This window comes from Empedobacter sp. UBA7248, from assembly GCF_002472945.1.
In the GTDB taxonomy this organism is placed as follows: domain Bacteria; phylum Bacteroidota; class Bacteroidia; order Flavobacteriales; family Weeksellaceae; genus Empedobacter; species Empedobacter falsenii_C.
Genome location: NZ_DKSU01000015.1, coordinates 51,772 through 64,113, shown reverse-complemented (window position 1 = coordinate 64,113; position 12,342 = coordinate 51,772). Strand labels below are relative to the sequence as shown.

Below are 12,342 nucleotides of genomic sequence, written 5' to 3'. Positions count from 1 at the left end.
TAGCCCCAAAATTAACCCAAATGTCAAAAACGAACGATAAATTTGAGAAAAAAAGACTGCGATCTTCAAACATCACTGTTGTGATTAGTATTTCGCTTGTTTTATTTCTATTAGGTATTTTCGGCTTAATTGTCATTAATGCACAAAGTTACGCAGAACATCTAAAAAGAGAGTTAAAAATCGAGGCATATTTTAAAGATGTCGAAGATCCAAAATTAAAAGATAAGGAGCTTGATTTACAGAAATCTTATATCGATTCGTTGAAAGTGAAGTATCCTTTTGTTGAAGCTACACAGTATATCAGCAAAGAGGACGCAGCTAAAATTGCGAAAAAAGATTTGGGTACGGATGGTAGTGATTTCTTCGAAGAAAGTATTTTCCCTGCATCAGTTCAAATTACATTGAACCCTGCATTAATACAATCAGTTGAACAAATTGATTCTATTAATAAGGTATTGGCAAAAAATCCTATTGTAGACGAAGTAAAAAGTGACAAAGAAGCGATGGTAACAATTTACCACAGCATCAACAAAATTACATTCTGGATTATGATTTTTGCTGTTATCTTCTTAGTAATCGTTGTTGTATTAATCAACAACTCTATTCGTCTGAAAATTTATGCAAAACGTTTCAGCATCAAAACAATGCAATTAGTTGGTGCGCGTAGACGTTTTATTGTAAAACCTTTCTTGATAGAAGCCGCAGTTTTAGGTTTCTTAGCAGCATTTATTGCAGCTGTAGGATTAGGTTTCTTATGGTACATTTTAGCAACAAAAGTTGGTTTAGTACTTTGGAATCCAAGCTTCACTCCACTTATTATTATCTTAATTGGAATTGGAGTTGTCATTGCCGTTTTCAGTACATTGTTTGCTGCATGGCGTTATTTAAGATTAAAAACTGATCAACTTTATTAATGAAATCAAATTCTATCGATACAACAAAAAAATCAGCATCTACAAATGATGCTGGTTTTACTTTTTTATTCGGAAAAAGAAATTACATTTTCATGGCAATTGGTGTTGCACTAATTGGTCTTGGATTTTTATTAATGACGGGACACGACGCCAACACAAGGCCAGATGGAACGTGGGATGCAAATTATTGGAACGATGAAATCTATTCTTTTCGTAGAATTAGATTAGCGCCATTTTTAGTTGTTGTTGGTTTCATCGTCGAGATTTATGCCATTTCAATCAATCCGAATAAAGAAAAATAATGAATACTTTACAAGCAATAATTATTGCTATTATAGAAGGTCTTACCGAATATTTACCAATTTCTTCTACAGCACACATGGGATTCACAGCAGCTTTGATGGGAATGCCAGAAAGTGAATTCTTAAAAATGTTTCAAGTTTCGATACAATTTGGAGCAATTTTATCAATCGTCGTTTTATATTGGAAAAAATTCTTTGACTTCAAAAATTTCAATTTCAATTTTTACATCAAATTAGCTTGTGCGGTTATTCCTGCCCTTATATTAGGAAAATTATTTGATGATAAAATCGAAGCTGTTTTAGGAAATCAAGTTGCTATTTCTGGAATGTTAGTTTTTGGTGGAATCATTTTATTATTTGTAGACAAATGGTTCAAAAATCCTAAAATTAATGATGAAAAAGACATTACATTAAAACAAGCAATTATTATTGGTTTTTGGCAATGTTTGGCGATGATGCCTGGAACGTCTCGTTCTGCCGCTTCTATTATTGGTGGTATGACGCAAGGCTTATCACGTAAAGCAGCTGCAGAATTTTCATTCTTTTTAGCGGTTCCGACAATGTTAGCGGTTACAGTTTATTCTGTTTTTGTGAAAACTTGGGGAGAAGATACTGCAACACCTATGAAAGGTTACGAAATGATTTTGCAAGATCAAAACCATATTATGTTATTTGTAATTGGAAATGTTGTCGCATTTATTGTGGCGTTAATCGCAGTAAAAACATTTATCGCAGTTTTAACAAAATACGGTTTCAAATTTTGGGGTTGGTACAGAATTATCATCGGAATTATTTTACTGATTTATTTCTCTTACAATTCTCCAACACAAGCAGAAAAAGATAATGCCGCTTCAGTAGAAACTACAATGATTCAGCACAAATAAGATGAACGTAGAAAAAATACAAGAAGGTCACGTTTTTTTGATTGATAAACCACTTGATTGGACGTCTTTTGATGTCGTGAACAAGATTCGGTGGAACATTAGAAAAGCATATAATTTAAAGAAAATAAAAGTTGGGCACGCTGGAACTCTAGATCCTAAAGCGACTGGACTTTTATTGGTTTGTACAGGAAAATGGACAAAACGCATTGATGAATTTCAGGCGCAAGAAAAGACCTATACTGGTACAATCAAATTAGGAGTTACAACACCAACATATGATTTGGAATCGGAAGAAGATCAAACTTTTCCTACTGAACATATCACAAAAGAAATCATTCACGAAGCAACGAAGCAATTTATTGGAGAAATTGAACAATTTCCACCAATGCATTCAGCTGTAAAAGTGGATGGAAAACGTTTGTATGAACTGGCTCGCGAAGGTCAAGAAATAGAACGTAAAGCACGTAAAATTACCATTCACGATTTTAAAATTACAACTATCAATTTACCTTTTGTTGATTTTGAAGTGAATTGTAGCAAAGGAACCTATATTCGTTCTTTGGCTTTTGATTTTGGAAAAGCAATCAATTCTGGAGGATATTTAACAGCACTTCGTCGTACAAAAATTGGCGAATTTGATGTCATCAATGCTGAAAATTTCGCTTTAGAAAAAAGTTATTTCGAAGAAGAAAATACAACAGAAGAAGTATAAAATTAGAAAAGCTTGGACAAATGTTCAAGCTTTTTTTAGTTATAAAGTGATTAATACTTTATTTATTTCGTCACTCACTAATTTTGGCTTTTGCATCACCATAATATGTGTTCCGCCTTCTATTTGTATTGCATCTTTAATATATTCAATCGGAAAAACAATATCTTTTGTACCATGAATATGTGTAATATTTTCTTCGTGATAAGCTGTAGAATGTTCCCAATTTACAATCTTATGAATCGACCAACTTAAATATTCTTTGTTTCGAAACTCAAAAATATCGTCAATATTATCTTTATCACGATCCGTATAATACAATTTTCGCATCATCATGTACGAAAATGTTCGATCTGAAGTTAAAAAACTCATCGGAATTATTTTATGTGCATTAATAGTAGCCGAAAATCGAAATAACTTCGGAAGCTCTGCCCTACTCTTCACTGTCGAAATCAGAAATGTATGTTTTGGATTGATAAAACGATTCATTTCCTGCACAATTATTCCACCAAAAGATAATCCCATCAAAAGAAAATCTTCTGTGGGATTTATTTTATCTAATAATCTTTCGGTATAATGAGCCAAAGTTTCATCCTTCTCTGGATCTAACCAAGGAATATAAACTTGCTCAAAATCTTGTTCCAAGCGTAGATTTCGAAAAGCATTCGCATTTGCACCTAATCCACTTACTTGATAAATTTTCATACCTTAATTTATAATATATCTTTTTTCTTTGAGTAATCTGTTGGACGAACCCCAATTACTTTTTGGAATGTATTACTAAACGTTGGCAAACTATTGTAACCAACCATTGTCGAAATTTCACTGATTGAATACGTATTATCAATTAACAATTGTAAAGCGCGTAACATTCTCAAAATTGTAAAATATTGAACAAATGTCATATTCAAATCTTTTTGAAATAATCGTGATAATGATCGTTCAGAGAAACCGAATTCGGCCGTAATTTTCTTCATTGTAATCGAAGAATCCATATTATCATCTAAGAATTGAACGATTTTTTTCAGACGTTCGTCGTGAGGAAGTGGTAAAGCCAATCGTAAACTACTTTTGCTTACTTTAGGTAATATTTCTTTGAAAGCTTGTGCAATTACATATTCGCTTCTATTTTCTGGAACAATGTCTCCTTTCCATTGGTTAGAAAATAATAAAAGTTCTAACAATAATCCATCAGCAGGATAGATTCCTACTTTTTTATAAAACGAATTATCACTTTCATTAATAGGGAAATATAAATTTCTCATAATCACCTCTGGTGTATTTGGGTGTATACTATGTTCCACATGAGGCGGTATCCACATATAGTGTCTTGCAGGTAAATAAAAGGTATCTTTTCCTATTTTTACATAAACTATTCCTCCCTCACAATAAAGAAATTGCGCTTTGTTATGTTTATGTTCTACCACGTATGCTTCCGAAATTTCCTTATGGTAACAGAAAATTGAGGTTGGTAATTTGTCAATTTCGGTTAGGTAATATCGTGTTTCGAACTTATTATCCAAATGTATATTCATAGTTTCTTTAATCTGCGAACTAATATAATAATTTATTTGATATAATGTATAATGTACACAAATAAAAGTGTCTGAAATGAATAATTATTTGACTATTTTTGATATTAACTTTTTATTAATTAGTCCAATATTTGTAATTCCCTCCGTTCAGAAGGGAACAATTATTGAATAGTATTAGAAAGAAAAAGTTGCATTATGTTGGAAAGAATAAAATTAACTGACTTACAGTCAAAAGTAATGACAGCAGAGGAGTCTGCCAAATTTTTTGAAGATGGAATGACTGTTGGTTCTAGTGGTTTTACAAGAGGAGGCGATACAAAAGTTGTATTAAAAGCTGTTGCGGAGCGCGCCAAATCTGAAAATTTAAAAATCACTTTAGTAACAGGAGCTTCATTAGGACATGGTACAGACGCGGCTTTAGTAGAAAGTGGAGCATTAAAAAAACGTTTACCATTCCAAGTAGACACTGTAATGCGTAAAAATATAAATGCAGGTAATGTTTTATTTATCGATCAACATTTAGGAGAAACTGCCGAACATATTTTAGATGGACAATTTAAAATTAATTTAGGTGTTTTAGAAGTTGCTGAAATTTTAGAAGATGGTTCTTTAGTACCTACTACTTCTATCGGTAATAATGCAGAAATTGCTGCAAATGCAGACAAATTAATCATCGAGATTAACACGTCTATTCCTACAAATATAAAAGGTATTCACGATATTTATAGTGTAGAAGAATATGGAAAACGTACTCCAATTAACATCACTGCTTGTGATACAAAAATTGGAACAGAAACAATAAAAGTAGATCCTTCTAAAATTGTTGGAATTGTTTTTCACGACATTCAAGATGCTCCTGGAGACATTCAACCAGCTGATGAAGCGACTGCTGCAATCGCTCAAAACATTGTAAAATTCTTCGAAAATGAAGTTGAAGAAGGTCGTCTTACAAAATCATTAATGCCATTACAATGTGGTATTGGTAAAGTTGCAAACGCCGTTTTAGGTGGTTTAGAGCATTCAGATTTCGAAGATTTAGTCATGTATTCAGAAGTTTTACAAGATTCTACATTTGATTTAATCGATTCTGGAAAAATGAAATTTGCTTCAGCATCTTCTATGACAGTTTCACAAGAATGTTACGATCGTGTAATTGGAAACATCGACAATTATAAAGATAAAATTGTTTTACGTCCACAATCTATTTCTAACTCTGCCGAAGTTATTCGTCGTTTAGGAATTATCGGAATCAATACATCTTTAGAGTGTGATATTTATGGTAACGTAAACTCAACTCACGTTTCTGGTACTCACATGATGAACGGTATTGGAGGTTCTGGAGATTTTGCTCGTAATGCATTTATCTCAATCTTCGTTACAGCTTCTATCGCAAAAGGTGGTAATATTTCGTCTATCGTTCCTATGGTTTCTCACACAGATCACACAGAACATGATGTAGATATTATTGTAACAGAGCAAGGTTTAGCCGATTTGAGAGGTTTAGCGCCACGCGAAAGAGCCATCGAAATCATCAATAACTGTGTTCACCCAGATTATAAAGCAGAATTATTATCTTACTTCGAAAGAGCTTGTGCAGAAAGAGGTGGTCAAACACCACATATCTTAGAAGAAGCGTTCTCTTGGCACACAAGATTGAAACAAACAGGTTCTATGAAAAAAGAAGAATTATTAGTTTTGAATCATTAGAATAATAAATAATAAAACTATACTTTTTCAAAAAGCATAATTCAGAATTTCTGGATTGTGCTTTTTTTGTGAAATAATGTAACTTTGTTAGAAGTCTAAGAAACATGAAAAAAATACTTTTAATAACACTGCCATTGACAACTTTTTTTGCGTGTCAATCTAATCAAAACGAAAATCAGAATTTAGAACAAATTGATAAAAAATCGGCTCGTGAAGTTGTTTTAACAACCGAAACAAAAGGCGATTCTGTTTTACATATTACTAAACAAAAAATTTGGTCAAACGATTTGATGATTGCAGAAAAAGTAGATACGTTGATTACTCACAAACAATATACACCTACCGATTCTACCAAAATTCCTATTTACGTAACCATTCAATAATCTATCATGAATAAAAGAGAAAAAAGAGCAAGTAAAGTTGTGACTTTAGTGTTAATTTCTTCGGTTCTTAGTTCATGTATGAATCGTGAAGAAGCACCCGTTACGAACAATGCGCAAAAGGTATATATGCGTGCAGATTCTACTGCGCCTTACACAGATGTTACGTCAAATTATTCGTCGCATTCTGGTGGTTCACATCACGGCGGAATGGGGAGTTCGTTGCTTTGGTTTATGGCTTTTCGGAGCTTAACTGGTGGTGGAATGGGCTATGCAAGTCAAGGTTTGCATCAACAATCTAATGTCGGAACAAACGCGGCAAAAGCACAAGCGTATAAAAGTCAAACTGTTCGTGGTGGATTCGGAAAATCTGCTTCTTCTCGTTCAGTTTCATCTTAAACTAATTTTATGCAATTAAAAAGAATAAAAGCGGACGAAAACTGGCAAGAAAGGTTAGAAAATATCGGCTTTGGCTATCATACAGACGAAAATAAACAAACCTATTGGGTAGAAGATTATTACTATTCGATTTCGGAAAAAGAAGCGGATAAAATCTTTGAAGCGACAAACGAATTGTGGGAAATGTGTTTGAATGCTGTCGAACATGTGATTCAAAATAATCGTTTGGACGAATTTAAAATTCCAAAATTTATTCAACCTTATTTGATTGATACATGGGAAAATGATGCGCCAAGTATTTATGGACGTTTTGATTTTGCTTATGATAATGATCAATTAAAAATGTTAGAATTCAATGCTGATACGCCAACTTCGTTGTTCGAATGTGGTGTTGTACAATGGCTTTGGATGGAAAATTATTTTGGAGAAACGAAAGATCAATTCAATTCTGTTCATGATAAATTAATTGAAACGTGGAAAATGTTAAAACCTTATTTGAAAGGTGAAACCTTGCATTTTTCTTGTGTGAGAGAATCGTTAGAAGATTTGACAAATATCGAATATATCAGAGATTGCGCGATACAAGCTGGAATTAATACCAAATTAATTTATGTCGATGAAATCGGTTGGAATAATGTCAATTTTGTTGATTTAGAAGAAGAACCAATTACAGATATTTTCAAACTTTATCCGTGGGAATGGATGATGAACGAGTTGTTTGCGTACAACATCAAAAATGATGAAATCAACGCAAATTGGATAGAACCAGCTTGGAAAATGATTCTTTCAAACAAAGCTATTTTGCCTATTTTATGGGAATTATATCCAAATCATCCGTTGTTGTTAGAAGCTTATGCAGATTCGCCAAAAGAGATGAAGAATTATGTCAAAAAACCATTGTTATCACGTGAAGGAGCAAATGTAGAAGTTATAAAAAACGGAACTATTTCGGAGCAAACTTCGGGCGAATATGGTGAAGAAGGTTTTATTTATCAAGCTTTAGCTAATTTACACCAAGAAGAAACGGGTTATACTATTATCGGAAGTTGGATTATTGGACAAGAATCATGCGGAATTACGTTCCGCGAAAGTGACCAATTTATTACAACTGATAAAAGTCGTTTTATCCCGCATATTATTGAGTAGTTATAAATTATGAAAAATAAATTTATCATATTTATTACCTCAGTTTTACTATTAATCAATTGTAAAGAGAATAACTTGGATTATTATGGTCAATATAAAATTGATAAGTTTATTTTGAATACCAATAAAATTAATTCAAAAAGTCAAAGCGAAAAATATTAAAACACAATAATATTTCTTGCGGATGAGAATTACTGCGAGATAATCAATAATGGTAATAAAACAAGTGGAATATGGTATTATGAAATAATAGAAAATCGAAAAGAAAATATTGTTATTAAAATAAATAATAAAACTTCTTACGGAATTCTTGGAAAAAATATCATAACATTTATTCGTCCAAATTCTTTCACTGATTATAATTTTTCTATGGTAAAGTTTGTAAAACTTTCAAAAGAATAAATAATACCAAAAAAGTCTAATTTCACTCCGAATTAGACTTTTTACTTTAAACAAAATCAAATAATTAGCTCTAAAATTGCAAATAGTTTAAAAATTCGTAGGTTTCATCGTATTTATTTTATAAATTATAAAAAGATTTTGTTAAAATGTTTTTATCAATTAAAGGTTTAAGAAATAAAACGTTAGATAATTTTTTCACGAATCAAAACCAACTAAATACAAACCAAAAAGTAGAAATATGGATTTTTTAGATGATTTGTTTAACTCTTCAACCCTTCCTACAGAGCGCATTTCGCGTATGCTCGAAGAAGATTTGTTTTGGCAAATTATAGAAAATTCTTTGCTCAATGCCAATAATTTGCAAGATCAAGAAAAGGCTTTGGAGCAAGAATTAGAAGATCTAACTGCCGAGGACATTATTGGGTTTCAACTTCGATTAGAGTTCTATTCGTATTCGTTGCATTCGCCTGAAATATGGTGTGCAGCTTGCATTATGAATGACGATACAGATCCTACGCATTTCTATTATTTCAAAAATTGGATTATTTCTCAAGGACAAGAATTGTTTGAAAAAGCAATTTTGAATCCTGATAATTTAGCCGATTATTTTAACGAAGGCTTTAACGAAGATGATTTATATGAATTTGAAGATTTTCATTTAATCGCTGATGATGTTTTCTACGAAAAATTCGAACACAAGATTATTGACTTTGTAGACAAAGAGTGTTTTAAATTTTATACCGAAAAATCTCCAAAACCTGAGTTTGATTGGGATGACGAAAATTTAACCAATTTGCAAATCATTTGCCCAAGATTATTCAAAGTTTTTATCGAAGATTATTCTCCAGACGACGACGAAATGGAAGATGATTTTGATGATGAAGACGAGTTTTTGTAGTTTTTATTAGAATATAAGCCTTATTAAATTTGGTATAATTGTCATTCCGAGCTTGTCGAGGAATCTAAGATTCTTCATTGCGTTAACGCTATATTCTGAATGACAACAACCAGTAAACTAATCAGTCATTCTGAACTCGTTTCAAGAACATACTTCAAAAATATTTTAAAATAAAAAAAGGAACTCAAATTTGAGTTCCTTTACTATTTTGATTAAGAATAATTCTTATCCTAAAACTTTTGCTACTGTAGCTCCGATATCAGCAGGAGATGCAACAACGTGGATTCCACATTCTTCCATAATTGCCATTTTAGCTTGTGCTGTATCATCAGCTCCACCTACGATAGCTCCAGCGTGTCCCATTGTACGACCTTTCGGTGCAGTTTGACCTGCGATAAATCCTACAACTGGTTTAGTTCCATTTGCTTTAATCCAACGAGCAGCTTCAGCTTCTAATTGTCCACCAATTTCACCAATCATTACGATACATTCAGTTTCTGGATCATTCATAAATAATTCAACAGCTTCTTTTGTTGTTGTTCCAATAATTGGATCTCCACCAATTCCGATTGCTGTAGAAATTCCGTAACCAGCTTTTACAACTTGATCAGCAGCTTCGTAAGTTAAAGTTCCTGATTTAGAAACGATACCAACTTTACCTTTTTTGAAAATGAAACCTGGCATAATACCAACTTTAGCTTCCTCAGAAGTGATAACACCAGGACAGTTAGGTCCGATTAATGTTACATCTCTTTGGTCAACATACGCTTGTACTTTTACCATATCTTCTACTGGAATACCTTCTGTAATACAGATAATTACTTTGATACCTGCTTCTGCAGCTTCCATTACAGCGTCAGCAGCGAATGCTGGTGGAACGAAAATAATAGAAACGTCTGCTCCTGCTTGATCAACAGCATCTTTTACTGTGTTAAAAATTGGTAACCCTAAGTGAGTTTGTCCTCCTTTTCCTGGAGTTACACCACCTACTACTTGTGTTCCATATTCAATCATTTGCTCAGCATGAAAAGTTCCTTCTTTCCCTGTGAAACCTTGAACGATTATTTTTGAATCTTTGTTTACTAATACAGACATTGTGATTTTTAATTTACACAAATATAAAAGGAGTTTTGCATTTTAAAAAATATTCAATGTAAAAAATACACTAAGTCTTTATTGGAACAGGACAAAAAAGTATAAGATATTTATCATAAAAAAAGCCGACCAAACGGTCGGCTGCAAATATATTCTATAAAGAATTTTATTTTCTCTTGTAATCGCGAACCATTATCTCTGTGACAGCCATTTTTTTATACAAGCCACGAGCCTCTTCTGCCGGATAACCAAAATATGTTTTTCCTCCTTCCAAAGATTTACTAACCCCTGCTTGTGCTAATAACACCGCTTTTGTACCGATTGTTACACCACTTGTAATCCCAACTTGTCCCCAAATAGAAACTTCGTCTTCTACATTTACACAACCAGCAATTCCGACTTGCGAAGCAATCAAACATTTTTTACCAATAATTGTATCATGACCAATCTGAATTAAGTTATCCATAATTGTTCCTTCTCCAATAATTGTAGACGCAGAAACTCCTCTATCTATCGTACAATTCGCACCAATTTCTACATTATTTTCGATGATAACATTTCCGACAGATTTTAAACGATCAAAACCTGTTTCGCGGTTTTTGTAATAAAATGCATCAGCTCCTAAAACTGTTCCTGAACGAATAATTACATTATCTCCGATAATTGCATAATCATTGATTGATACATTAGAATGAATCACACAATTTTTTCCAATTTTAACATGATTTCCAATAAATGCCCCTGGCTGAATAATTGTTCCTTCACCTATTTCTGCAGAATCAGAAATTTGTTTTGTAGCAGCTTCAAACGCCATAAAATGTTGTCCAATTTTTACAAAATCACGAAAAGGATCATCAGAAATCAACAAAGCTTTTCCTTCTGGACAATCAACTTCTTTGTTAATCAAAACAATTGTTGCATTCGATTGTAGCGCTTTATCATAATATTTTGGATGATCAACAAAAACAATATCTCCCGCTTCTACACGGTGAATTTCATTGATTCCTTCGACTGGAAAATTTTCGTCTCCAATAAATTTCGCATCGATAATTGATGCTATATCTTTTAATTGATGTGTTTGTGGAAATTTCATCTTTCTCTCCTTTTAAAAAGTATACAAATATAAAAATAAAAAAGCTGTCAAAAAATGACAGCTTTAATGATTTATGAATTGAATTTCATTATTTTTTCTTGAAAACCATTGTTTTAACATCATTTGCAAACAAAACTAATTTTCCGTCTACAATTTCGTATTTATTTACATTATTAAAACGCTCTCCAAAAGCATCAGAATCTACACCTTGACAAGCCATACGCGTTGTTGCGATGTTTTTTACTGTCAATGAATTGCCTACTGCTACATAAGCTCCTGTCAAATTATTACATCCATCATTACCAGAAACCTTGTTATTTTGGAATGTTAATGTAGGTTTTTGATTTGGGAAACGATCGTCTACTGATTTTGCACTTCTATCTTTACCAATAAATTCTTCTAATTCCCAAGAACCTGCTAAAGTACCAGGACGAACAAAAGTCATGATGACAATATCTCCTTGAATTAATAATAATTTATTATCTGAAATAGAGTATTTTAATTTTCCATTTAATTTTGAACTGAAATTAGAATCTTCTACATTTTGACAAGCTTTCATCGTAGACATCATATTACCAAATGTAATTTCATTTCCAGAAATTGTAACTCCTCCATTCAAAGTGTTACAACCATCCGAAGCATTTAACATACTATTCGAAATAAAATTAAGGTAAGGAGTTCCCATTGGATAAGCTTCTGCAATAGAACCTGCCTTCATAAAATTGATTTGGCTCAACTCCCATTTTCCTAAAATAGAGTTGTTATTTGTGTTTTCAGTATTACCTATCACGTTATTAACAGTAGAACAAGATGTTAAAAATCCTGTTGCTAAAATTGCTGCAAAAGATATTTTTAAAATTGTTGATTTCATAAAATTT

Annotated in this window: 14 protein-coding genes; 9 read left to right on the top strand and 5 right to left on the bottom strand. The window is 32.3% G+C overall.

The features are described 5' to 3' along the window. Positions 1–20: 20 nt before the first annotated feature. Genes B4A23_RS14205 through truB form a run of 4 tightly spaced genes read left to right on the top strand, consistent with a single transcriptional unit; the run spans position 21 to position 2,812 of the window. Positions 21–914 carry a cell division protein FtsX gene (locus B4A23_RS14205; RefSeq protein WP_221855311.1) on the top strand — a complete coding sequence of 298 codons (894 nt, stop codon included), beginning with the start codon at positions 21–23 and terminating at the stop codon, positions 912–914. Then, the gene (locus B4A23_RS14200; protein WP_291120922.1) at positions 914–1,216 is read left to right on the top strand and encodes a DUF3098 domain-containing protein; all 303 of its coding nucleotides are present in this window, start codon (positions 914–916) and stop codon (positions 1,214–1,216) included. Before B4A23_RS14205 ends, B4A23_RS14200 begins: the two co-directional genes overlap by 1 nt. Beyond that, entirely contained in the window at positions 1,216–2,100 is an 885-nt protein-coding gene (locus B4A23_RS14195) for an undecaprenyl-diphosphate phosphatase (RefSeq protein ID WP_286501935.1), read from the top strand. Before B4A23_RS14200 ends, B4A23_RS14195 begins: the two co-directional genes overlap by 1 nt. 1 nt (position 2,101) lies before the next feature. Further along, on the top strand, positions 2,102–2,812 hold the full coding sequence (truB, locus tag B4A23_RS14190) for a tRNA pseudouridine(55) synthase TruB (RefSeq protein WP_291120920.1): 711 nt from the start codon (positions 2,102–2,104) through the stop codon (positions 2,810–2,812). A 39-nt stretch (positions 2,813–2,851) separates the two neighbouring features. Here the strand turns inward: truB and B4A23_RS14185 are convergent, their stop codons facing one another. Next, on the bottom strand, positions 2,852–3,514 hold the full coding sequence (locus B4A23_RS14185) for an alpha/beta fold hydrolase (RefSeq protein WP_291120918.1): 663 nt from the start codon (positions 3,512–3,514) through the stop codon (positions 2,852–2,854). 8 nt (positions 3,515–3,522) lie between these two features. Then, a complete protein-coding gene (locus tag B4A23_RS14180) occupies positions 3,523–4,344 on the bottom strand; it encodes an AraC family transcriptional regulator (RefSeq protein WP_180906175.1) in 822 nt (273 codons plus the stop codon). A 195-nt stretch (positions 4,345–4,539) separates the two neighbouring features. Between B4A23_RS14180 and B4A23_RS14175 the strand changes: the two genes are divergently transcribed. The 5 genes from B4A23_RS14175 (at position 4,540) to B4A23_RS14155 (ending at position 9,276) form a co-directional block, all read left to right on the top strand. Continuing rightward, positions 4,540–6,051 carry a succinate CoA transferase gene (locus B4A23_RS14175; protein ID WP_286513982.1) on the top strand — a complete coding sequence of 504 codons (1,512 nt, stop codon included), beginning with the start codon at positions 4,540–4,542 and terminating at the stop codon, positions 6,049–6,051. A gap of 104 nt (positions 6,052–6,155) precedes the next feature. Further along, positions 6,156–6,434 (top strand): hypothetical protein, encoded by a 279-nt coding sequence (locus B4A23_RS14170; protein WP_038337307.1) that lies wholly within the window; start codon positions 6,156–6,158, stop codon positions 6,432–6,434. A gap of 6 nt (positions 6,435–6,440) precedes the next feature. Beyond that, on the top strand, positions 6,441–6,830 hold the full coding sequence (locus tag B4A23_RS14165; RefSeq protein ID WP_125349731.1) for a hypothetical protein: 390 nt from the start codon (positions 6,441–6,443) through the stop codon (positions 6,828–6,830). Between the two features lie 9 nt (positions 6,831–6,839). Continuing rightward, positions 6,840–7,976 carry a glutathionylspermidine synthase family protein gene (locus B4A23_RS14160; RefSeq protein WP_291120916.1) on the top strand — a complete coding sequence of 379 codons (1,137 nt, stop codon included), beginning with the start codon at positions 6,840–6,842 and terminating at the stop codon, positions 7,974–7,976. Positions 7,977–8,616: 640 nt separating this feature from the next. Next, on the top strand, positions 8,617–9,276 hold the full coding sequence (locus B4A23_RS14155) for a DUF4240 domain-containing protein (protein WP_286501943.1): 660 nt from the start codon (positions 8,617–8,619) through the stop codon (positions 9,274–9,276). A 225-nt stretch (positions 9,277–9,501) separates the two neighbouring features. Here the strand turns inward: B4A23_RS14155 and sucD are convergent, their stop codons facing one another. The 3 genes from sucD to B4A23_RS14140 form a co-directional block, all read right to left on the bottom strand. Further along, entirely contained in the window at positions 9,502–10,371 is an 870-nt protein-coding gene (gene sucD, locus B4A23_RS14150; RefSeq protein WP_038337297.1) for a succinate--CoA ligase subunit alpha, read from the bottom strand. A 166-nt stretch (positions 10,372–10,537) separates the two neighbouring features. Continuing rightward, positions 10,538–11,464 (bottom strand): UDP-3-O-(3-hydroxymyristoyl)glucosamine N-acyltransferase, encoded by a 927-nt coding sequence (locus B4A23_RS14145; protein ID WP_114999484.1) that lies wholly within the window; start codon positions 11,462–11,464, stop codon positions 10,538–10,540. 88 nt (positions 11,465–11,552) lie between these two features. Beyond that, complete coding sequence (locus tag B4A23_RS14140; protein ID WP_114999482.1) at positions 11,553–12,335, bottom strand: META domain-containing protein; 783 nt, start codon at positions 12,333–12,335, stop codon at positions 11,553–11,555. Positions 12,336–12,342 lie beyond the last annotated feature (7 nt).

Excerpts from the sequence above, each read along its gene's own strand:
- sucD (WP_038337297.1), bottom strand. The coding sequence starts at position 10,371 with ATGTCTGTATTAGTAAACAAAGATTCAAAAATAATCGTTCAAGGTTTC.
- B4A23_RS14200 (WP_291120922.1), top strand. The coding sequence starts at position 914 with ATGAAATCAAATTCTATCGATACAACAAAAAAATCAGCATCTACAAAT.
- B4A23_RS14160 (WP_291120916.1), top strand. The coding sequence starts at position 6,840 with ATGCAATTAAAAAGAATAAAAGCGGACGAAAACTGGCAAGAAAGGTTA.
- B4A23_RS14140 (WP_114999482.1), bottom strand. The coding sequence starts at position 12,335 with ATGAAATCAACAATTTTAAAAATATCTTTTGCAGCAATTTTAGCAACA.
- B4A23_RS14145 (WP_114999484.1), bottom strand. The coding sequence starts at position 11,464 with ATGAAATTTCCACAAACACATCAATTAAAAGATATAGCATCAATTATC.
- B4A23_RS14170 (WP_038337307.1), top strand. The coding sequence starts at position 6,156 with ATGAAAAAAATACTTTTAATAACACTGCCATTGACAACTTTTTTTGCG.
- B4A23_RS14195 (WP_286501935.1), top strand. The coding sequence starts at position 1,216 with ATGAATACTTTACAAGCAATAATTATTGCTATTATAGAAGGTCTTACC.
- B4A23_RS14185 (WP_291120918.1), bottom strand. The coding sequence starts at position 3,514 with ATGAAAATTTATCAAGTAAGTGGATTAGGTGCAAATGCGAATGCTTTT.
- B4A23_RS14165 (WP_125349731.1), top strand. The coding sequence starts at position 6,441 with ATGAATAAAAGAGAAAAAAGAGCAAGTAAAGTTGTGACTTTAGTGTTA.
- B4A23_RS14175 (WP_286513982.1), top strand. The coding sequence starts at position 4,540 with ATGTTGGAAAGAATAAAATTAACTGACTTACAGTCAAAAGTAATGACA.
- B4A23_RS14180 (WP_180906175.1), bottom strand. The coding sequence starts at position 4,344 with ATGAATATACATTTGGATAATAAGTTCGAAACACGATATTACCTAACC.
- B4A23_RS14205 (WP_221855311.1), top strand. The coding sequence starts at position 21 with ATGTCAAAAACGAACGATAAATTTGAGAAAAAAAGACTGCGATCTTCA.
- truB (WP_291120920.1), top strand. The coding sequence starts at position 2,102 with ATGAACGTAGAAAAAATACAAGAAGGTCACGTTTTTTTGATTGATAAA.
- B4A23_RS14155 (WP_286501943.1), top strand. The coding sequence starts at position 8,617 with ATGGATTTTTTAGATGATTTGTTTAACTCTTCAACCCTTCCTACAGAG.